The organism is Mycoplasma milvi, assembly GCF_048284715.1.
In the GTDB taxonomy this organism is placed as follows: domain Bacteria; phylum Bacillota_I; class Bacilli_A; order Mycoplasmatales; family Metamycoplasmataceae; genus Mycoplasmopsis.
This window is the reverse complement of sequence record NZ_JBLWAH010000005.1, coordinates 32,834-55,129: the sequence shown is the minus strand read 5'-3', so window position 1 is coordinate 55,129 and position 22,296 is coordinate 32,834. Positions and strand designations below refer to the sequence as shown.

General features: G+C 29.8%; 17 protein-coding genes and 1 tRNA gene. 5 read left to right on the top strand and 13 right to left on the bottom strand.

Annotated elements, in window-relative coordinates; genetic code table 4:
• Positions 1-56: 56 nt before the first annotated feature.
• The gene (locus tag ACNQ13_RS02980; protein WP_416741721.1) at positions 57-476 is read right to left on the bottom strand and encodes a Dps family protein; all 420 of its coding nucleotides are present in this window, start codon (positions 474-476) and stop codon (positions 57-59) included.
• Positions 477-609: 133 nt separating this feature from the next.
• Complete coding sequence (locus ACNQ13_RS02975; protein WP_416741722.1) at positions 610-1,437, bottom strand: HAD hydrolase family protein; 828 nt, start codon at positions 1,435-1,437, stop codon at positions 610-612.
• Between the two features lie 353 nt (positions 1,438-1,790).
• On the opposite strand from ACNQ13_RS02975, the gene ACNQ13_RS02970 reads away from it, so the two are divergent.
• Together ACNQ13_RS02970 and ACNQ13_RS02965 are read left to right on the top strand one after the other, a co-directional pair.
• Positions 1,791-4,172 (top strand): phosphoketolase family protein, encoded by a 2,382-nt coding sequence (locus ACNQ13_RS02970; RefSeq protein WP_416741723.1) that lies wholly within the window; start codon positions 1,791-1,793, stop codon positions 4,170-4,172.
• Positions 4,173-4,458: 286 nt separating this feature from the next.
• Positions 4,459-5,193 (top strand): hypothetical protein, encoded by a 735-nt coding sequence (locus ACNQ13_RS02965; protein ID WP_416741724.1) that lies wholly within the window; start codon positions 4,459-4,461, stop codon positions 5,191-5,193.
• 1,046 nt (positions 5,194-6,239) lie between these two features.
• Here ACNQ13_RS02965 and ACNQ13_RS02960 read toward each other — a convergent pair.
• From ACNQ13_RS02960 to ACNQ13_RS02950, 3 genes are read right to left on the bottom strand one after another with little or no spacing between them, the layout of a single operon-like run.
• Positions 6,240-6,983 carry a M48 metallopeptidase family protein gene (locus tag ACNQ13_RS02960; protein ID WP_418035629.1) on the bottom strand — a complete coding sequence of 248 codons (744 nt, stop codon included), beginning with the start codon at positions 6,981-6,983 and terminating at the stop codon, positions 6,240-6,242.
• Between the two features lie 44 nt (positions 6,984-7,027).
• Positions 7,028-8,053, bottom strand: a complete 1,026-nt coding sequence (locus tag ACNQ13_RS02955; RefSeq protein ID WP_418035628.1) for a hypothetical protein — start codon at positions 8,051-8,053, stop codon at positions 7,028-7,030.
• Entirely contained in the window at positions 8,046-8,984 is a 939-nt protein-coding gene (locus tag ACNQ13_RS02950; protein WP_418035627.1) for an RluA family pseudouridine synthase, read from the bottom strand. Before ACNQ13_RS02950 ends, ACNQ13_RS02955 begins: the two co-directional genes overlap by 8 nt.
• Positions 8,985-9,049: 65 nt before the next feature.
• On the opposite strand from ACNQ13_RS02950, the gene ffh reads away from it, so the two are divergent.
• The 3 genes from ffh to ACNQ13_RS02935 all read left to right on the top strand — a co-directional run bounded on the left by ffh (position 9,050) and on the right by ACNQ13_RS02935 (position 11,046).
• Positions 9,050-10,408, top strand: coding sequence for a signal recognition particle protein (gene ffh / locus ACNQ13_RS02945; RefSeq protein ID WP_418035626.1), 1,359 nt, complete (start codon positions 9,050-9,052; stop codon positions 10,406-10,408).
• Positions 10,409-10,411: 3 nt separating this feature from the next.
• The gene (locus ACNQ13_RS02940; RefSeq protein WP_418033252.1) at positions 10,412-10,921 is read left to right on the top strand and encodes a 3'-5' exonuclease; all 510 of its coding nucleotides are present in this window, start codon (positions 10,412-10,414) and stop codon (positions 10,919-10,921) included.
• A 49-nt stretch (positions 10,922-10,970) separates the two neighbouring features.
• A tRNA-Thr gene (locus ACNQ13_RS02935) sits at positions 10,971-11,046 on the top strand.
• A gap of 714 nt (positions 11,047-11,760) precedes the next feature.
• Here ACNQ13_RS02935 and mip read toward each other — a convergent pair.
• From mip to ACNQ13_RS02895, 8 genes are read right to left on the bottom strand one after another with little or no spacing between them, the layout of a single operon-like run.
• Positions 11,761-13,965: an Ig-specific serine endopeptidase MIP gene (gene mip / locus ACNQ13_RS02930; protein WP_418035625.1), complete on the bottom strand. Its 2,205-nt coding sequence runs from the start codon at positions 13,963-13,965 to the stop codon at positions 11,761-11,763.
• The gene (locus ACNQ13_RS02925; RefSeq protein WP_418018886.1) at positions 13,955-15,322 is read right to left on the bottom strand and encodes an MSC_0618 family F1-like ATPase beta subunit; all 1,368 of its coding nucleotides are present in this window, start codon (positions 15,320-15,322) and stop codon (positions 13,955-13,957) included. The genes mip and ACNQ13_RS02925 overlap by 11 nt, the downstream gene beginning before the upstream one ends.
• Positions 15,322-16,851: an MSC_0619 family F1-like ATPase alpha subunit gene (locus tag ACNQ13_RS02920; RefSeq protein WP_418035624.1), complete on the bottom strand. Its 1,530-nt coding sequence runs from the start codon at positions 16,849-16,851 to the stop codon at positions 15,322-15,324. Before ACNQ13_RS02920 ends, ACNQ13_RS02925 begins: the two co-directional genes overlap by 1 nt.
• A complete protein-coding gene (locus ACNQ13_RS02915; protein ID WP_418035623.1) occupies positions 16,851-18,974 on the bottom strand; it encodes an MSC_0620 family F1-like ATPase-associated subunit in 2,124 nt (707 codons plus the stop codon). The genes ACNQ13_RS02920 and ACNQ13_RS02915 overlap by 1 nt, the downstream gene beginning before the upstream one ends.
• Positions 18,959-19,432: an MSC_0621 family F1-like ATPase epsilon subunit gene (locus tag ACNQ13_RS02910; protein WP_418027757.1), complete on the bottom strand. Its 474-nt coding sequence runs from the start codon at positions 19,430-19,432 to the stop codon at positions 18,959-18,961. The genes ACNQ13_RS02915 and ACNQ13_RS02910 overlap by 16 nt, the downstream gene beginning before the upstream one ends.
• On the bottom strand, positions 19,425-20,339 hold the full coding sequence (locus ACNQ13_RS02905; protein ID WP_418035622.1) for an MSC_0622 family F1-like ATPase gamma subunit: 915 nt from the start codon (positions 20,337-20,339) through the stop codon (positions 19,425-19,427). Before ACNQ13_RS02905 ends, ACNQ13_RS02910 begins: the two co-directional genes overlap by 8 nt.
• Positions 20,320-20,868 carry an MSC_0623 family F1-like ATPase-associated protein gene (locus ACNQ13_RS02900; RefSeq protein WP_418024596.1) on the bottom strand — a complete coding sequence of 183 codons (549 nt, stop codon included), beginning with the start codon at positions 20,866-20,868 and terminating at the stop codon, positions 20,320-20,322. The genes ACNQ13_RS02905 and ACNQ13_RS02900 overlap by 20 nt, the downstream gene beginning before the upstream one ends.
• Positions 20,846-22,294 (bottom strand): MSC_0624 family F1-like ATPase-associated membrane protein, encoded by a 1,449-nt coding sequence (locus ACNQ13_RS02895; protein WP_418035621.1) that lies wholly within the window; start codon positions 22,292-22,294, stop codon positions 20,846-20,848. The genes ACNQ13_RS02900 and ACNQ13_RS02895 overlap by 23 nt, the downstream gene beginning before the upstream one ends.
• Positions 22,295-22,296 lie beyond the last annotated feature (2 nt).

Genomic DNA, 22,296 nt, shown 5'->3' with positions numbered 1-22,296 from the left:
GGTGCATTTTCTTATAAAAGAATAAAAAAACAGTCTATCAGTAGACTGCTAAGTTATTATTTAGTTGATTTTAAAAATTTTCAGTGTCATGTATCTAAGTAAATAACGATTTCATCAAGTAATGGTTGAACTCTATATGAAATGTTATCCATTTTTCCAATATATTCAAGAAGTGTGTTTAAATCAGCAACTACATAAGCAAAAATTTCACTTGAAATAAAATCTTTAGCTTCAATTTCTTTAATTAATGAGTATTTAGCTGCTTCTTGGTAGCTACCAAGTGCGTTGTAACCTAACATTAAAAGTTTTTCAGCTACTGCATCAAGTTGTTCAGTAGTATCATCATATAATTTATCTAATTGCTCATGAATTTCAAAGAAATCAGCTCCTTTAATATTTCAGTGAAAATTTTTAATTTTAGCTTGCAGAATAAATAATGAAGCTTGTAATGTAATTAATTCTTGTTTATTATTCATGTTAACCTCTTTTCGAATATATTGTAACACTTTCGAAAAGATAGTCAAGCATTATAAAAATTAAAAAGTTTATTTTTGTTACTTTTTTATTTCAAAAATAAATTTTTTACAAAAAAAGTTAGGAAACCTAACTCTATTTTTCTTCTGGTAAAAATTGTTCTAAGAATTTAGCTAATCCACTTTGATCACATCTAAATTCTGTAACCACATCTGCGATTTCTTTTAATTCATCAACTGAGTTTTGCATAGCAACTAATGTACCAATCCGGTTTTTAGTTGAAGCATCATTCATAGAATCCCCAATGTGCATTGCATTAGCTGGATTAATTCCTTTTGATAAACAGTAACGAACTTCTTCATCACCTTTTGAACAGTTTGCTTTAGTAATTTCTAAAATATTATTTTTAGAACCTGAAAGTGAAACTTCTAATTTACCGGCAAATTGTTTTTGTCATTTTAAAGCGAGTTTTCTAATTTTTCTACCTGACAGAGATCATACAAGTGCTTTATAAACTGGGAAATCATTGTTGTATTCTTTATATGAGTGAGCAGTCTTTTTACCAAAGCCTCCCATAAATCATCTAAATACTCTATTTTTTACATAAGCTTGTTCTCTTGCATTTGAGTTATAAACCACAAAGCAGAAGTTTTTAGAAAGTTCATCAAAAAGTTGTTGAGCAACTTCTTTTGACATAATTTCTTCATTTACAATAACACCATTTTCAACTGTTTTAGCACCATTTCAAGCAATATAAGTATCTACTCCTGTAATTTCTTTAACAAGATTACTTGTTTTAGGTGATACTCCTCTTCCAGTTGAAACAACAACTGGGATTGTTTTATTTAATTCAGTTAAAACTTGTCTGGTATATGGAGTAGCGCTTCTTTGTCAAAATTTAATTTCTTGAGTATCAAGTGTAGTTCCGTCTAAGTCAATAAAAATAATTTCTGGCTTTTTCATTTTGTCTCCTTATTTGAAATTTTATTTATTATAGTTTGAATATTTTTAAACTTCAATATAAATAAAATAACAGATTTTTAGACTTTTGCATTGAAATAAAATATTTTTTTATTTAGTTAATTTAAACCCTTATTGCTTTAGGATAGTGCTTTTGAGTAATATATAGAAATTAAGTAACTTTAAAAAGGAACTTAAAAAAGCTATTTTTTAGGCAAAAACAAGGCTAATAAAAAGCAAAATATTTTTATGTGGATAAAATAGGAAAAAATGTAAAATATGGATACATATTGAGTTGGAATTTTTTGGACATTAAACTTAATGTGTTAAATATCAAAAATTTAAAAGGAATATTTATGAAAAAGACTTTATTTGATGAAAAACAATATTTAGATAAAGTACATGCTTGATGGCGTGCAGCTAACTTTCTTTCAGTAGCTCAAATCTACTTAAGAAACAACCCTCTTATGAAAGATGGTTTAAAAGCTGAAGACGTTAAAATGTACCCAATCGGACACTGAGGAACAATCCCAGGACAAAACTTAATTTACGCACACTTAAACCGGGTAATTAACAAATATGGTGTAGATATGTTCTACATCGAAGGACCAGGACACGGTGGACAAGTTATGATTTCAAACTCATACTTAGATGGAAGTTACACAGAATTATTCCCAGAAATCACACAAGATGAAGCTGGAATTAAGAAAATGTGTAAAAGATTCTCATTCCCTGGTGGAACAGCATCACATGCTGCTCCTGAAACACCTGGATCAATTCACGAAGGGGGAGAATTAGGTTACTCACTTTCACACGCAACAGGAGCTATTTTAGATAACCCTAACATTATTGCTGCTGCTGTTATTGGTGATGGTGAAGCTGAAACAGGGCCACTTGCTGCTGGATGATTCTCAACATCATTCATTAACCCAGTAAATGATGGTGCTGTATTACCTATCATTCACATTAACGGTGGAAAAATTTCAAACCCAACAATTATGTCTCGTAAAACAGATGAAGAACTTGCTTCAATGTTAAGAGGATACGGATGAGAAGCTATCTTTGTAGAAGCTAACGTATTTGACCAAGAAGGTATTCACCAACTTATGGCTGATGCTTTCGATAAAGCTGTGGAAAGAATTTTAGAAATCCAAACAGAAGCTAGAAAATTACCAGCAGAAGTTGCTACAAGACCAATTTGACCAGCACTTGTTGTTCGTACACCAAAAGGATGAACATGTCCACACCAAATTAATGGTGAAACATTCGAAGGAAGCTTTAGATCTCACCAAGTTCCACTTCCTGTAACATCAGAAAATCCTAAATTATTAGATGAATTACAAGCTTGATTAGCTTCATATCGTCCAGAAGAACTATTTGACGAAAATGGAAAATTCAAAGCTGAATACGCTGAAATCGCTCCTAAAGGTAACAAGAGAATGGCTATGCAACCAATTACAAATGGTGGTGTAAACCCTAGAGCTCTTAACTTACCTAACTGAAGAGAATTCGGATTAGAAATTAACAAACCAGGTGAAATAAAAGACCAAGATATGGTTAATGCAGGTAACTGATTTGCTGAAGTAATCAAGAGAAACCCAGATAACTTTAGAGTATTTGGACCAGATGAAACAAAATCAAATAGATTATATGCAGTACTTAAATTAACAAACAGACAATGACTTGAAAGAGTTGATGCTGAATTAGATGAAGCTGTTGGACCAGTTGGAAGAGTTATTGACTCACAACTTTCAGAACACCAAGCAGAAGGATTCTTAGAAGGATACGTTCTTACAGGACGTCACGGATTCTTTGCATCATACGAATCATTCTTAAGAGTTGTTGACTCAATGTTAACACAACACATGAAATGAATCGCTAAAGCACGTAAAATTTCATGAAGAAAAGACTACCCATCTCTTAACGTTATTGCTACATCTACAGCATTCCAACAAGACCACAATGGATACACACACCAAGATCCAGGTATTTTAGGACACTTAGCTGACAAGAAACCAGAATTAATTCGTGAATACTTACCAGCTGACACAAACTCATTACTTGCTGTTTTAGATAAAGCATTTGCTGAAAGAGACGTTATTAACCTTATTGTTGCTTCAAAACAACCAAGAGATCAATTCTTCAACATGGATGAAGCACAAGAATTAGTAGATAAAGGACTTAAAGTTATCGACTGAGCTTCAACAACTAAAGAAGGTGAAGAACCAGACTTAGTAGTAGTTGCATCAGGTACAGAACCAAACTTAGAAGCTTTAGCTACAATCTCAATCTTAAACAAATACTTCCCTGAACTAAAAATCAGATTCGTTAACGTTGTTGACTTATTAAGATTACGTCACCCAAGTATTGACCCACGTGGATTAAGCGATGCAGAATTCAACGCAATCTTCACAGAAGACAAACCAGTTCTATTTGCATTCCACGGATTTGAAGGATTAATTCGTGACATCTTCTTCTCACGTAAGAACCACAACTTATTCGTACACGGATACAGAGAAAATGGTGATATTACAACATCATTCGACATTCGTTTAATGTCAGAAATGGACAGATTCCACATGTCTATTACAGCTGCTAATGCAGTTTACGGTGATAAAGCAAAAGAATTCGTTGCTTTAATGGACGAAAAAATTGCATACCACAACAGATACATCAAAGAAGTTGGAATTGACATTGATGAAGTTAGATACTGAAAATGAGAAGGTCTTAACAAATAATTGTCTTTAGACAACTAAACTAATCATTAAATATCAGAGTTTATACTCTGGTATTTTTTTGTATAAATTATTTGTTGGCAAGAATAATCTTGTCAGGCTAGCAAAAAGATTATTTTAAAATGCTTGCATAAATAGGGAGATAAATTCAAAATTATGTGTTTTAAATAAAAAAAATAGCCCGTAAGCTTTGTAATCTGAAATTACGTCATAGAATCAAGTATAATTATATGTTCTAGAACTTATAAAATTCTTTTATATGTAAAGGAACAGAAATGGATTGATACTAATGAATTCAAAAGAACAAAAGAAAACTATATTAACGCTTTGGTGAACATTCTTTTTACTAATCATTATCTTAGTTGCTGCTATTTGAGGTGTATGCTTTGGATATACTTCATGAGTTGTATTTAAAACTGGCACAGATCAAAATGCATTCAACATTGCATTAGTTAGTTTACTAGCTATTTGATTTATCCCACTATCAATTACGGTAATTTACTATTTTACATATAGTTCATTTAACTTCGTGATTCGATTTAAGAAGAGTACTAGAAATCTAAAAAATAGATTTCCTGAAGAGAAAAGTAAAATGATTTCATTTATTTATAGATACTTTTATATCTTAAATGCTGATGAAGCTAATAATGTAAGATGAGTAAAATCATCTAAAGCAAAGTGTGATTTAGTGAAGTTTATAATTGCTATAATGCCTATTTTTACAGTTATAATACCAATTGTAATACTTGGACTAATGAGCTATGTTGCTAGTGTCAATATAACAATATTTTACCTTTATTTATCAACATTTGTCTTAGGTCTATTGTGAACAATCTATTCAACCAAAATAAGTATTTACTTCCCAATAAAATGAAATGGAATGAATTGTGAAGACTTTAAGAACTTTTACCTTAAAATGCTATTTAACTTATGCGGAAGCAAATATCCATTTAATATGTTAAAATGACAAATAGAATCACTTATACCATCTAAGTCAGATCCTCAAGAAAACTATTATCAATAATAGAAAAATATATTTTTATAGTCCATTTACCATGGGCTATTTTTAATTATTTATAACAAAACAATGAATGGCTGTTAAATAAATGTAAAGACTACTATGCTACTACTGGGAAAGGCCTACATAGAATTTTTCTATGTAATTTTATGTGCGCATGAAATGGAAATCCCTAATTTATAGGACTAAAAGTATTTTAGCTATCTTTAACTTGGAAAGGTAATTATGATTTAACATTATGCTACTACTGGGAAAGGGGCGCTTTTTACCTATATAACATAAATTAAAACTTTATTTTTTTGCAGGTTTTTTCTAAGTATTTACTGGTTTAGGCTAATTTTTATCAATTTTTAGGTAAAAACAAGCATTTTTAAGGCACTTTACAACAAAAGCGTCAAAAAAACATGCAAAAATTGTTTGGATTCAGGATTTGACAGTAACTATTAAACATTATGCTACTGCTGGGAAAGGCATACCTTATCATTATTCTATTCTTCTCTTTTGAAAATAATTAGCTTTCGGAGTTTTATGATTGTAAAAACAAAAAGCTCTATAATATAGAACTATTAGTATTTTTGATTATAAAATTACTTGTACAAAATTATAAATACCAACTTGGATATTTAATAGTTTGAAGCCTATAAAATACCTATTAAATCATTCAAAGAAAAAATCATTAGCTATAGTAAACATTCTGTTGCGTTTGCTTTTAGTATATTTGTTATTACATAACATAAATTAAAACTTTATTTTTTTCCAGGTTTTTTTATATGTATTTCCTTGTTTAGGTTAATTTTTATCAATTTTTAGGTAAAAACAAGCATTTTTAAGGCACTTTACAACAAAAGTGTCAAAAAAACATGCAAAAATTGTTTCAATTTAAAATTTTATAGTAATTATTAAACATTATGCTACTGCTGGGAAAGAGTGCTTTTTTACCCGCGTAACAAATATTAAAATACATGTTTTTGCAGGTTTTATAATAGTGATTATAATAAAGGAATTTAAGCCGAAATAAAAATAAAAAGTCACTAATATGACTTCTATTAAGATTATTCCTTTATTGATACAAAATCAAAAATAAATTTATTTTTGTAATCTTTGTAGTTTGGCAATAATAAAGATACTGTAGATCAAAACTTTTGACTATGCTTATCATAGCCATGACTAAGTGAATGAGCAACTTCATGTATAACGATATAATGTAAGAAATCAGGGTTAGCAATTGATGACTTTAAACTGTATTTGATTAATTCATTATTTTGAGTTTTATTATATCTATATTGCCCATGATATGAAGTAATGTTATTAACTATTTGTATATTAATGGGCTCACGTTTAAATGCTTGAGTAACTTGATTAGTTATTGTTTGCATATAAGCATAAAATAGCTTATTTAAATGCATGGTAATGCACTTGACAATGTATTTAGTATCTTGCTCTTTTCCTTGCAAGCAAGGTATGCTAGAAAGCACATTACTAGGGTTATTTACTTCCACTAGCAAAATTAAACCAATACTTTTGTACTTATATTGATATTGCTTGCCTATAAAGTAGAAAGTATCATAATTAGGGCTTAATTCATATTTTAATTTAGGAATATAGAATTTAAGAGTTTTGATAAGTTTATCATGCAACTTAGGAACACTAGGATTGTAGATGATATAGATCTCATTATCGTTAATGAAAGATTTATATATTAAACGATCTTTAACTTCATAGTAGTAATATGAATAAGGATGATTATTAATAGTAATAGTGGCTAATTTAAAGTCTGCTAGTGTGTTGTAATTCATAAGTTAATTATACAATGTTGAATAAAAAAAGAAGCAATGCTAGATTACTTCTTATCGTTATTATCTTGATGAATTTCTTTTTGCGTTTGAGCATATCTTTCTTGAGCTTGCTTGGTGTAGTTGTAAATTAAAGAAGCTAGTTCATCTTTAGACATGTCTTCATATCCAGAAATGTTTAAGATAGCTGCCATTTGGAATAATTGTTGATTTGGCATTGATAATAATTTTGCCATTGCTTGATCTTTTTCTTCATCCATTGATGTAGCAGGATTATAAGGTTCTTTTTTAGCAGCCTTTTCTTTTGCTTCATGGTATTGACGAGCTATTTCATCTTCTTCTTCAGAATTGCTTTCGCTTGCATCTTGTGCATTAGCATTAAATTCTGCAGCCATATTGTTAAATATGTTGAAGATATCAAATGGATTATTTCCTCCATTTGCTTGGCTTTCTCTAAATTTCTTTTGGATTAATTTGAATTGAATGTTTTGAACTACAAATACATTGTATTTCACAAGTTTTCTAATTTGACCAGCTGGAATAAAGTATATTAGCACATATAAAATCGATGAGACTAATTCAACAGCAAAGATTGCAATTGCAAATGGTGCATATTCATTTAATGCATTGTTATACATATATTGAATTAAGTTAAACACTGCATAAATAGCAACAACAAATGTAAGAATTCCTAATCACATATTTTGTCTAATAAAAGTTTGATTTTTGTTAGCTGAAATTTTATAACTGATAATTGCATAAATTAAGTATGCAAAGATTAACATATAAGCCACAATACTTGCTACTCTATAGATGTAGGTATTAAGTATCATATTAGAAGTTAATTTTCCAACTTCAGCTGCTGCATTTGTTCCCAACTTAAAGTAAAAAGTCTTTAAGAAACTTTCTTGAAAAACAAGTGTAATAACAAAGTCTGCAACAAGTAATGCAAAGCAAGCAATTAATGCAGCTAATCAAATTCACATTCATTGATTAAATTTGCTTTTATAATCTTGGTAAAAGGCTTCAGGTGTTTCGTATTTTTCTAATTCAAGAGCTTGATTATTATTCATTTTTACCTCCTTGAGCTTCTTCTTTTAGGAATTGATCAAAGTCAAAATCTGCAATTTCAAATTCTTTAGGTGGTCTAGCAAAGAAAACCATTTCTTCCTTAGTTACAGGGTGAATAAAGGTTAATTTATAAGCATGTAATCTTTGTCCTTTATCATCAATAGCTTTATTGTATACTGGATCTCCATATACAGGATTTTTAATGTGAGCCATGTGAACTCTGATTTGGTGAGTTCTTCCCGTTTCAAGTTCACATTTAACTAAAGATTTTGGCAGTCCATCTAAATAAAAACCTTTAAGTAATGTTACATAAGTAACAGCAGGTTTTGAATTGTGGTTAGTTACTTCCATCTTTAATCTATCTTTGGTAGAACGTCCAATTGGAAGTACTAACTTAAGTTTAGTATTTTCAATAATCCCATCACAAATTGCTAAGTATGAACGCTTGATGCTGTGAGTTGCAAACATATCAGCTAATAAATTATGAGCTTCATTTGTTTTAGCAACAATTAGCAGTCCACTAGTATCTTTATCGATTCTATGTACAATTCCTGGTCTAAGTAATCCATTTTCATTTGATAAGTTGTTTTTAAAATGGTGTAATAAACCATTTACTAACGTGTCATCATAATGACCTGGGGCAGGGTGAACTGTTAGTCCACTTGGTTTGTTTAAAACACATAAGTAATCGTCATCATATAAGATTTCTAAAGGCATTTCTTTAGGCTCAATCTTAATTTCTTTGTCAATTACTTTTGTAATTTTAATAATCTGTCCTTCACGAACAGTAAATTTTGGTTTATTGACCAAAATGTTATCAACATAGACACAATGTTGTTCAACTAATTGTTTAATATCATTACGTGAGATATCACTATTATTTGAAACGTATTTGTCTAATCTTTCTGGATATTTTACTTCTATTTCTTTCATAAAAGATATTATATAAGTTTTTTGAAATTTATTAGCTATTTACTTATGTGTTGTATAATAATTTTATGTTAGATTTTTTAGAAAAAAGAATACAAAAAAGCTTAGCAAAAATGGCTAAGAAAACAACCTTAAATGAAGCTGATATTTTAGAAGTAACTCGTGAAGTTAAGATAGCTTTACTTGAAGCTGACGTTAACTTACGGGTAGTTAAAGAATTCGTTAACAACGTTAAAGAAAAGGCTTTAGAAGAAGGAAGAATTATTGGAAGATTAAACCCTTCTCAAACTATGATTAAGATCTTTAGAGATGAACTTGTTGATGTACTTGGAAAAGAAACTAAAGAAATTAAAATTAACAAAAAGCCTTATGTCGTAATGATGTGTGGATTACAAGGGAGTGGGAAAACTACTGCAAGTGCTAAGTTAGCTTACTACTTAAGAAAGAAGAAATTTGTTACTAAACCTTTAGTAGTAGCTGCTGATATTTATCGTCCAGCTGCTGTAGATCAATTAGTAACTTTAGCAAAAGGGATTCAAGTTGATTTCTATGAACAAGGAGTTAATGTACCAGCCGAAACTATTGTGCAAAATGCCTTACAACAAGCACATGAAAATAAAAATGATTTAATTATTATTGATACTGCTGGGAGACTTGCAATTGATGAAAAACTCATGGATGAATTAGCTAATATTAAAAAGATTGCTCATCCAGATGAAATCTTTTTTGTTGCGGATGCTTTATCTGGACAAGATATTATCAATGTTGCTAGTGCTTTCCACGATAAATTAAAATTAACTGGTGTAATTATTACAAAGCTTGATTCTGATGCTCGTGGTGGAGCAGCATTAAGCTTAAGACAAGTGCTTAATATACCAATTAGATTCATTGGTACTGGAGAAAAAACTTCTAACTTAGAACTTTTCCACCCAGATAGAATGGCTGAAAGAATTCTAGGTATGGGTGATGTAATGGGGCTAATTGAACAAGCTAGTGAAGCAATTGATGAAGATAAAGCTAAAAACATGGTTGAAAGAATTTTCTCAGGACAATTTACTTTGGATGACTTAATGGAACAAATTAAGCAAATGAAACAAATGGGAAAATTCTCAAAAATCCTTAAAATGCTTCCTGGAAACATAGCTGGTAAAATTGATGAAGCCGAAATTGATAAAGCTGAAGAAAAAATGCAACTATATCAAATTCTAATGTCATCAATGACCAAAGCTGAAAGAAAGAATCCAAAATTACTTAAACAAGCTTCAAGAAAAGAAAGAATCCTTAAAGGAAGTGGTCGTAGTGCCCAAGAATATAACAAACTACTAAATGACTTTGATGCAATGAGTAAAAAGATGACTCAAATTGCACAAAACTTCAAGAAAACAGGTGGTTTTGGAGGATTTGGCGGAATGGGCGGGCTATTCTAATTTATGTATCCAAATAGTTATATAGTTTTAGATATTGAAACTACAGGACTGAGTCCAAATTTACATGAAATAACCGAAATTGCAGCAATTAAAGTTATCAATAATCAAGTAGCGGAACGTTTTAGTAAGTTAGTTAAAATTAATGGTCCATTACCTGACTTTATTTCGAAACTAACTCATATTACTTGAGATATGTTACAAAATCAAGCGCCAATTGAAAAGGTGATGCAAGATTTTATTGAGTTTATTCAAGATCTACCATTAATTGGACATAATATTGTTAGATTTGACATTAAGTTCCTGCAACATTATGCAATTAAGACTCAAGGACATGTCTTTACTAATGAAATAATTGATACCTTAATGTTATCTAGAAATAGACTTCGCCTCCCTAATTACAAACTAGGGACTATATGTGATTATTATTTCATCCCATATGATGCTAGTGAAAATCATAGAGCATTAGCAGATTGTGAAGTAACTTTAGAATGCTATAAATTTTTAACCAAATAATACTAAAATAGGCTATTTTAGGTATAATTTATATACTTAAAAGCCATTTGCCGACATAGCTCAGCAGGTAGAGCACTTCCATGGTAAGGAAGGGGTCGCTGGTTCGAGTCCAGTTGCCGGCACCAAACTGATCCAGCAATGGATTTTTTTATTGCCATTTTTAAACAAACCAAGACAAAAACATTACTTCTAGATATGATAAATTTAAGTAATACATGAAAAAAGAAACATGTTGAAAAAATAGCTCCAGAAATAAGCTTTAAAAATTTAATAAAAAATTTAAAAGATCAGTATTAAATGGCTTTATATATTATAGAGAACTGATAAGTACATTGAAAAATTACTATTTTTGGAGATTTAACAAATACCTGTATTAACTGTGAATAAATCATATTATGTTGTATTTATTGAAAGCAAAAACTTATTATGCAAAAGTTACCTGTATTCTCTTGATGATTTATACACTAAATTATAAATATATTGATTTTCCTTTCATGGTCATTTATACAATTTTAAAAATTTTTTAATAAAAATTAGCAACAGTATTCAAGGAATAAATTAATTGACTTTTTATGTTTATTCTTGAGAATAAAAACTTAAAAAGATAAACAATATCAAATGAGCTTCACTATAAAAGATGTTTTCTTAATATTTTTCATTAGAATTAATTTCTAATGAGTTTTTTATACTAAGAATAATAAATCTAAATTAAATACTAATTAATTATTTCTAAAGTTTTATATATTTTTAAATATAAAACAATGTTATTTTAAACTCTTAAAACATTAATATTTAGTTAAATAAAAATACCTAGAAGTCTATCTCCTAGGTGTAAAAAGTTATTTATTAAACTTATATTCTTCAGGAATAATTGCAACTCCTTGTGGGAAGAGTTTAGTTTTATAGTTATCCCCATACATTTTTTGAAGAGCTTGACGATATGAAGTTCTTTGGTTAGGCCCACCACCATAAATTAGGTCATATTGTTCAAGGTTATATTTACCATATTGTCCATGGTAATCATATCCAGGTGATCTTAAAGCTTGAGTTAAGGAAATAAGAGAATTGAATTGTGCATCAGCTGCAGCAAAAGTTAATCCTAATATATTTCCATTAATATCTCTTACTGAAGAACCTGAACCACCTTGACCAGGTTCTCAGTTATGTAAGATATATCCAAGTCCATAGTTAATATATGAATTTCCACTGTAAGTTGAGTCTTTTTCTTTAAGGTATCTAACTTCAAATCCCTTTTTCTCTTGTGCATTAATTAATGGGTTTGAAAGGAAAATATCAGTTAAACCTGGTTTATCAATAAAGGTACGTAAAGCAACATTTTGTGATAAGCCTCCACCATATTGATTATCTTTATTGTTCTTAGATTTATTGACCCAAACTGATGATGTAGATTTAAGCGAAGGAATTTCATCCTTGTTACTAATTGAAGTTACTAAATCATCATCACTTTTAGCGTTAGGGAATCCTAAAGCTAAGAAGTCATAATCAATTTTAGAAACATCTTTATTATTAACTGTTAACTTATCACTGACTAAAGCATCATAATTAGTTAATAAATCAAAGTTAGCAGGTTTTGATTGATTATCCTTGTTTTGATATGCTGAAGTAAGATATAAAACATAATCTGAATATGAATCAATAGTATTTTCGCTAAAGCCAGCATTTTCAGTCGGACTTTCATATGTATATTTAGGTTGATTTTGATCTAATGTGATTTCAAGGACAGCAAAATCAGCCATTTCTTCTAATTCAGCATATGGAGAAGATGTATCTAGATAAGCACTAGGTGATGTTGATAAGAAGTTAGCTCCAGCATAGACGATCTTGACATTTTTAGGGTCAAAATCAAAGAAATCAACCCTAGGATCAAGAATGGTACGTTTAAGCTCAGTTCCGGTTGGTGTGCTTGGATTGAAATGTGCTAGACGTACATTTTTAGTTACACCAATTATCCTTTCTTCAGCTGCTTTTACAGCTTGTTGAGCTTCATTGTATGGTATTAAAGCTTTATTAAATTTTTCATTAATTTCTTTAAATTCAGGCGAGTTTTCACCATATTTGATTTTAATATCATTATATTCTTTTTCTAATTTAGCAGTTTCAGGAGTTAGTTCTTGAAGTTTATTGTTAGCTTGTACTAAGTTGTCAGCATTTTGTTTCATCACTGAATCTGGAAGAATATTGGTATAAATGCTGCCATTGTCAGTTGAGGTAATTAGGTCACTAGCTACGTGTAAGTTAGTTGCTAAATATAATTTAGAAATAACTCCTTCCTCATTAGCTGCATAATCTAAAATCCATGCAGTACCTTGAGCGAAGCGTCCTGGTGCAATTTGAGGATTATTTAGCTTTTCAAGATATTCATTGTTGTTAGAAAGAATAATTGAATAAGTTTCACCCAATACTTCTTTATAAAGATTATTAGGAATATATCTAGCAGTTCCTCTATCTCCCATAGTATCAGCTCAATATTTTCTTCTCCTAATTTGGCCAAGTGGATTAAGCACTAAATTGTTGTTATTATCAGTAACCGTAAAGTTTTTAGCATATGAATCTAGAAAAGCTGGCAAGTGTAAATCTGAAGCTTTAGTATCAAATTCTTCTACATGAGTTTTGCTATAGGTTTCATAAATTTCTTGATATGCTTCATTATTCCCATCGGGTCAAAGCGATTTTACAAGTGAGTTAATATAAGCAGCTTCATCAGCATAATATTTATTCAAGAAGTTAGCCTTTTTATATTCCAGGCTATTAGCGCTTGGAGGAGTAGTTGGATCCTTTACTGGTTTAGGATCAAAAGGATTAAATCCCCCACCTGTAGGTGGTTGTTCTACTGGATCCCCTTCTTTAGGATTAGTAGGTTGCTTATCCTTTTCAGGTTCTTTTGGTTTGTTGATTGGATCATTGGGATCTAGTGGTTTAGTTATAGGTCTAACTGGATAATCATGAAAACATGATACAGGTAGTAAACTAAAAGCACTAGCTCCAAGGATTAAAAGTGAATTTTTTAGTATTTTAGTTTTCATTTCTTATATCATCCACAGTAGCAATAAATGAGAATTTTTCAGGGTTAACATCAATAAATTCACCATTAATAATTCTTTCCACTGATTCAATTGTTTTAGATAATGGAACATACACACCAGGCATTTGAGTGAAGTGTTGTGTAGTGTGGAAGTATTGAGAGAAGAAGTTTTGCAATTGTAAGGCCTTCTTAACAATGATTTTTGAATCATCATCAAGTTCTTCAATACCTAAAATTAAAATAACATCTTCAAGTTCTTTATATCTTTGTAAGATTTTTTTAACTTCCATAATTGCATCATAATGTTTTTGCCCAATGATTTTAACATCAACTGTTGCTGATGATGATTCAAGTGGGTCAAAAGCAGGATAAATGTTTTTAGCCACTACATCACGTGATAATACTAGGGAACCACCCAAGTGATTAAATACAGCTAAAGCTGATGGGTCAGATAAATCATCCATTGGTAAGAAAACAGTTTGAAATGAAGTAATTGATCCATTTTGATTTGAAAATAGTCTGTTTTCAACTGAAGAAATTTCAGTATTTAATGTAGCTTGATATCCACCTAAAGAAGGTTTTTTATCAAGTGAGGCTGAAATTTCATTTCCAGCTTGTAGGAAACGAAAAATGTTATCGATAAATAGTAAGACATTTTCTTTTTCATTGTCTCTTAAATATTCAGCAGCAGTAATTCCAACTGGTACAATACTCATTCTAGCTCCAGCACTTTCGTTCATTTTCGAAATAAACATCATAGAGCTTTTCATTAAGTCTGACTTAGTTAAATCATCATATAATTCAACCCCTTCTCTAGAACGTTCACCAGCTCCAATAAAAATTGAAGAGGTATTTTTTTCTTTCTTAGAAAGGTTGAAGATAATTTCTTTCATTAGGACTGTTTTACCAACTCCAGCTCCACCAAAGATTCCAATTTTAGAACCCTTTAAAATAGGAATAAAGAAGTCGATAGCCTTAATTCCGGTTTCAAGTATTTGGGGTTCAAAATTAAAGTCATTATTAGTTACAATGGTTGAATCCATCGGTACACGTTTAAAGCTTGCTTTTGGGTCATTTAGTGATCTACCCATAACATCAAAGATGTTATTTTTTGCACTAGGACCAACTGGTACCATAAAGGTATTATTGGTATCAAAGTATTCTTGATCAATTGCTATAGTTTCATTTGCATCAATGATAACTGCATAAACAATGTTTTCATTAACAATTTTCTTAACTAATAAGTGTGTTTGGTCACTAGGTGAAGCTAGAATATTGTTAATTTTAGGTAGTTGATCTTTAGGAAAAGAAACTTCAACTACATCTGTTCAAATTTTAGTTACTATACCTTTTGTCATTATTTATCTCCTAATTTATCATCGATGTGTTTTAATACGTTTTCATCTATATCCATGAATTTTTGGTAGACTTCAATTTGCCAATTGAGTTGTTTATATTTTGCATATTGTGCTAAAGCAAATGCAAAGAAATCTTTAGCCATATTATCATCATAAGCTTGATTACTAATCATACGATCTAAGATATCTTTAGCAATTGAATTAAAGATACATAATTCTTCAATGAATTTTAATGCAAGTGGAATGTTGGTTACTTTCTTTAAAATACCTCATGAAATTAATTTGGCTGTAAGGAACATTGTGCTGCCTTTGTAAACAGAAATACCTTTTTGAGTAAACATTTGTTCAACTAAAGAACCATTAGTTAATAATGCACTAGTTTCATCATTTAAATCATATTTAAGTGAAGCAAGTTTAATTTGTCTCTTGTAAGCTTTATAAATTTTAGCTATTTTACCAGCTACTTTTGCAATGTAAGGTTTTTGAACTGATCCACCAATACGTGAAACGGATAAATCTATATCAATAGCAGGTAATTTGCCTTGGGCAAAGAGATCTGTATTCATAACGATTTGTCCATCGGTAATTGAGATATCATTTGAAGCTACTAAAGAAGTAATATCATTTTCAACACTTTGTAAGATTGGAAGTGCAGTAATTGATTTTTTGCCTACAAATTTTCCACTACGTTCAAGTAATCTAGCGTGAGCAAAGAACATGTCTCCTGGAAAAGCTTCTTTTCCAACAGGTTTATTGGTTAATAAAGCAATTTCACGGTAAATATTAGCATGTGCTGTTAAATCGTCAAAAACAATTAAAACATCATATTGGTGAGCCAGGTTTTCAGCATGAGCCATAGCTACATACGGAGCTAAGTATTGTGCATAAGGTTGATCAGCAGATGCATTAATAATAATGGTATAATCCATTGCTCCATTATCATTTAAAGTTTTATAAACTGAAGCAATATCTGATTGCTGCTTTCCGATACCTACATAGATACATTTAACATTTTGATTCTTTTGATTAATAATGGTATTCAGTGCTAAGTGTGTTTTACCTGTTTTTCTGTCACCGATAATTAGTTCTCTTTGACCTTTGCCAATTGGGATAAGTAAATCAATTGCCATATAGCCTGTATGTAGTTGTTCTTCTAGTGGTTGATATGATAGTAATGAATTAGGCTTATTGAAAGCTAGAGACTTGTGTGAAAGCATTGTTTTGCTATCGTTAGCAGCTGGATATAAAATATTTCCTTCAATGCTAATGATTTTTCCGAAGTAGCTAAGAGAAGTTTCAATAAAGTGTTGTTGATCGGTTGGAATAACACTTTCTCCAATAAGAAATTCTCCTATTTTACCTTCCGAAAGACAGTAAGCTTTATTTTGAGTAGCTGAGATTAAAATTAAATTGACTTCAGGGTTACTTGCTAAAGTAAAAATTTGGTTCTGAAAGTAAGGATACTTACCAGTGATCTCTACAACATAGTCAAATATACCTGTTATTTTAGGATAGTTATTATTTGTCATTATAGACCTCCAAGTCCGATAGCAAGTAAAATAATTGCTATTATTAAGAAAATTGAAGCTAGCGAACTCATTAATATTGTTTTATTTCTTGTATTTTTAATATCAAATCTCTTGTGTGTAATTCCAAGAGTTGAAGCAATCAGAATTAAGATTAAAGAGAATGATAAGAAGATTGCTCCAAGTGTATAAAGTAAAGTTTTATTAGCTGCTGGCTGAGTATATGGAATTTGAGGCATAGCTCAAATTGAATTAAACATTTGATTAATTGCCTTTTTGTTTTCAATTGTATTAGTTAATGGCTCAGTGTGTAAAATAATGTATAAATCTCTAAAAGTTTTATTAATACGAGAGGTTAGCTCTGTATAATTAAGATATTGTGAATAAAGGTTAAAACTATTATTAATAGCTAGTCCCTTTAAGAAAGAAATATCATCATTTAAGACATCTAATCCCTGATTAATTCAACTAATGTCTAAATAATCAATCTTGTAGTACTCATTAAGTACTTTTAAGTTTACTTTAATTAAATCTATTTTATTTTTAATACCTTCAGATATTAACTTATAAGTATTTAAGTAAGCATTAGGTAATAAAGCAAAATAGTAAGTGTCATTAATTACTGTATTTTTAAGACTTGAAAGTATAAAGTAATTAATGTCTGCACCAAATTTACTTTCTAAGTTAGCTTTTAGTTCTAAAGTAGAAACACTAGAGGCATTATCTTGAATGATTTTAGATAAATCAGCCTTGTATTCAGGCTTATAAGTATTTTTCATAGCACGTGAAATCATATTAAATAACACATTGGCTAATTCTTGATCAACTAATTGTTGATAATCAATTTGAGCATTAACACCTAAAGATGTATATAGTTGAATAAAGATATTTTCAATTAGTCCATTAGCAGCTTGTGTGGCTAAAGTAATTTGTTTATTTGCTAGTGTATCTACGCTATAACTATAGGTACGTAAGTTATTTTTATCAACTTTATCTTGAATTTTAACATCAGCTAATAATTGATTATTAGAATCAAGTTTTAATTCAGTAACTTGATATTGATATCTAGTGTTAATGTTATTATCAAAGAAGAAATAGATAGGAGAGTTCTTCTCTACATTTTTGTTATATTTAGCAATAAAAGCGTTTTTAGCGTCTAAGCTAGTTAAAGCTTTAAAGGTATCATACATAGCAGCTGAAACAATTGGGTGCAGTGAAGGAATGTTTTGAATTTCATTTGATTTTACTGCTGGATCCTCAATTTGAGGAAGAGGGGGAATAATAGGTGAGGGTGGTTTGTCTTGATCTTGGTCTTCTTTAGAGTTTTGATCAAGGTCAAACTTTAAGAAACGTGAACTATATTTAGATTTAATATAGTCATCTCAAGAGTTGTATTCTTTAGGTGCGTGTAAATTAAAGTCACCTGAAGAATTAAAATCAATTGACGTAGTTTCAAAAGTAGGAATATCATCACTATTTTGGAAGATATCGTCAAATTCACTCGCTAACTTTTTGAAGTAATCATCAACTTTAGAATTGAATTGTTCTTTAGTTAAAGTATTAGTTAGTGTTTCGCTACTAAATTCTTTTAGATCTGAAATTTGTGATGAAACTAAAGGAAGGTTTTGGTATGGATTAATTGAACCTTCTTTAGCATCAATTAAAACTTGTTGATAAGTTTTATCATCAAAGCTAAGACTCATGCTTTTAAAGGCTTTAGAGTTAGCTAATATTTCAGGATAGAAGATAAAGAATCCGTTATCTCTTGGATTCTTAATAATAGCTACTTTGTGAGTATCTAAATAAATAGCTACTTTTTTAAGGTACATACCTTTTAAAATATCTTGAGCATCTGTGGTAGTAGTGTTACTTAATAAGGTGTTAGCTTCATTATGTAAATCTTTAATTCCTTGTTCTAGAATTTTGCCAAGTTTTTCAGCTTGAAAATCTTTTTCTAGTTTAGCAAACTGGTCGAAATCTGGGGATAAGTTTTTACCTTGATTACTGTTGTTATCTGTACCATTATTATATGAAGTAGGATCATTAGTGCTAGCTGCTGAAAGTACAGTTAGTGGAAGAGCACTAGTAACTGGGCCAAGAATTAGTCATTTTAGTTTTCTGCGCATTTAGACTCCTCTGGATTGAGATTAAATAAGGTAATAGCTTTTAGGATAAAGATTTCATTTTCAAGCTTATAGATGGCAATTTTGTTTAAATTATCAACTGAAAGTTGTTTACAACTTTTGTAATACTTTAAATCAGTAAGTAATGTTTTTAATTTAGCTTCATTTTGCATAATGAAGCTATTGCTGTTTTTAATTTGTAAATAGCTTCTAAAGCATCCCCTATAAGTAATGTTAATTTCATTATTTATATAAGTGATAAAAACGTTATCTAAAATATAGTATTTAGTAGTGTTTTCTTTAGTTTTGATTCTAAAGAAGGCTTTGGTATAGGAACCAACAGAATTAGGTTTTAGTAAACTTCATTGATCTTCAAGATTTAAATTAAGTTCAAGACTCGAAATGTATTCTCTTGTTTCTAGTGAATTTTCAGAGATAAAAGTGCATTTAATACTATTCATTACTATCTCCTTTTTCATCATGGAGTAAGTCTTTTTTCTTAGATAAGATTGAAATTTGCTCAACTTCTAATTCACGTTTAGCCCGCAATACTTCTAGTGCTAGACGCTTTTGTTTCTTTTCTAGATCATTAATCTTTTGATTAATTGCAACTAAAGCATATTTTTGATAAATTAAGTTTGATTCACTTAATAGTGCTAGAGTCATGTAAGTTAAATATGACTTAAGTTGTGACTTAACAAAGCTGCTAATATCAGGATAAATATTTAGACCTTGGATAGATAGAAAGTTATTTTCCTTACGGTATAAGTCTAAATCAAAGTTTAGTTCACTAAGTGGAATAACATTTAAGCTTAGTTGTTTAGTTTTAGAAGAGTTAAGAACAAACTTAATTTTGCAAAAACCATTAGTTTCTAGATAAGCTTCTAAAAAGTCAGGTAGTACATCAGTTAAATAAGTAACATCATTAAAACTGTTTTCAAAAATGATATTTAGCTTATTTTCTTGAGCAAAAGTGTTAGCACGTTGGCCAATAACAACAAAAGAATCGTTTTTATTGGCATTTTGTAATAAGTAGTTTTCATACTTACGGTATGAGTTAGTCTCATATTTTTCTTCTTCAGTAATGTAAACTCAAATAGTTTTATAACTAATAGCACTTTTAGTTGTGAGTTTATTTAAGAAAGAAAGGTAATGGTTATTAATTGGTTCGATTAAAGGATTGGTAATTGCATAATTACTAGCAAGATAATCAATGTAAGATTTGGCTTGATTAGCTCTTTGGAAATACATACCAATTTGTTGAGAAAGACGTAAGATGTTAATTAAATTAATATTCTTTTGTGATTCAACAATGGTTAATATTTTGTCTAGTGATTCAGCTTTTTGTTTAATTTTCTTTATGTGCATTAGAAATTAACTCAGGTGAGAAGTATAAGTTGTAATCCTTTAAATCGAAATTGTATTTAACAATAATGCCAGGAATGATTTCAACTGCACAATCATTAGAAACTAAATATTGAGTTAGATAATCATTATATTTAGCTAAGATAGAAGCAATATCATCATTTTCAGCTTGAGCTCATGATAATACTTTAGTATTTGAATCAAATTGGTGACTAATAACAGGCACTAGTATGTTTTGACTAAATCTTGGATTAATACTTCAAGAAATAAAGAAGTCTCGATAAGCAATTTGATTTTTATGAGCCATAAATTCATCGCGCTCAGTAACTAATTCTTCTCAAAGCCCACCATGTTTTTGGATGTTATTTAAAATAAGGAATTGGTTAGTAAAGACTTGATATGAGATAAAACTGCTTTCTGTTTTTACTTGATTATAAGTTGAATAAATTTGTTTTAAATAAGTTTGCTGTTGATCAAGTAGTGCTTGTGCAGCTTTATTGTTTTTCAAATTACTTAGAAAGTTTAGTTTCATGAGATGCTCCTTGAGTTTTATTGTATTTATAAACAACATAGGTTGCTTTGGCTCAAATGCCAATTTGAATAACTACTTGTAGTAAGCAAGCAATAATTGGAATAATAATAAAGATATCAACTAAAGTAAATTTAAATGGTATTGAGGCAGTTAAATTATTGTCTCCTTGATTTAGTAAAGCTGCTAGTACTGAGAAGAAAATAGCAATGCTTAATGATGCAAAAATTAGAACTAAAGTATAGCGAGTAATGTAAGATAAGTTATTTCCAGCTAACCTGTAGACTAATAATAAAGCAAAGTAAGAAATAACTAGGATTCAAACTACCATGTAGTTATTGAATTTATCAGCATTAAGCATACGAATAATTAATAAAACTGATAAGTAAATAATTGAAAGAATAACTAAGATAAAGCCTTTAGCTGTTTTGCTTAAGTTATTAAGTGGTTTTCATTTTAATAAGAAGTATATAGGGACTAGTAAAACTAGTGAGATCACTAATGTAAGGGCTCATAAGATGTGAGCTGGCTTACGGTTCATTAATGGACCATCATTAATATTAATAATGAAGATGTTAATAAACATTCATAGAGTAAATAAGGCTAGGACATAGAAGTTAAAGTTTAAAGCTTGTTTAGATAATGCTTTAGCTTGTGCATTATTTGACTCTAGTTCAAATAAGTTAGCAATCTTAAATCCTCAATAAAGCATGAAGGTAAAAACGATTACAATAATTGCTATAATACCAGCTGCTGTATAGTTATAAAATAGGATTCTAAAACCTTCTTTGAGATTATTTTTATCTGTAAATAATGTTTCAGGACTATTTCCAATTAGAAAGAAAGCAAGAAGAATTCAACCTGCAATTAGGATAGTAAGTTTTGCTATATTAGAGATTAAGAAGTTACGAGTGTACTTCTTAGTTCCGGTATACACTTTAGTGCAATATGTTAGGTGATAAATTTCAAAACCTAAATTAAGTAGCATTAAGACTGTAAATGGAATAGTTTTAATTAGTAATAGTATCATTGAGCTATCTTCAGTAATTGGAAGGGCAATAAGTAATCCGAATGAAGCTAGCATAATGATTAAGTAGCCAAAAGCTCATGGTAGATATTTACTAAAGCTGATTGGCTGCTTACTTGCATTGCGGGCAAGTCAAAATGGAGCCAGAATTAAAGGGACCATTAGGATAATAAAGTTATAAATAATAACAAAATTGCGTCCTTGGAAATTAGGCTGTGAAATGTCTAAAAAGTTTTCTATTGGTAAAAAAGGCTTATAAACATTTAAACCAGTTTTAGATGGATTTCAGCCAAGTAAGCTTGAGAGAGAAAATAGGCTAAAAAGAAGTAGGATTCCAAGCAGCAAATAGCCAAATATATTCTGTCAATAAAATAAGGTGTTTTGTTTAAGTTTTATTTTCATAT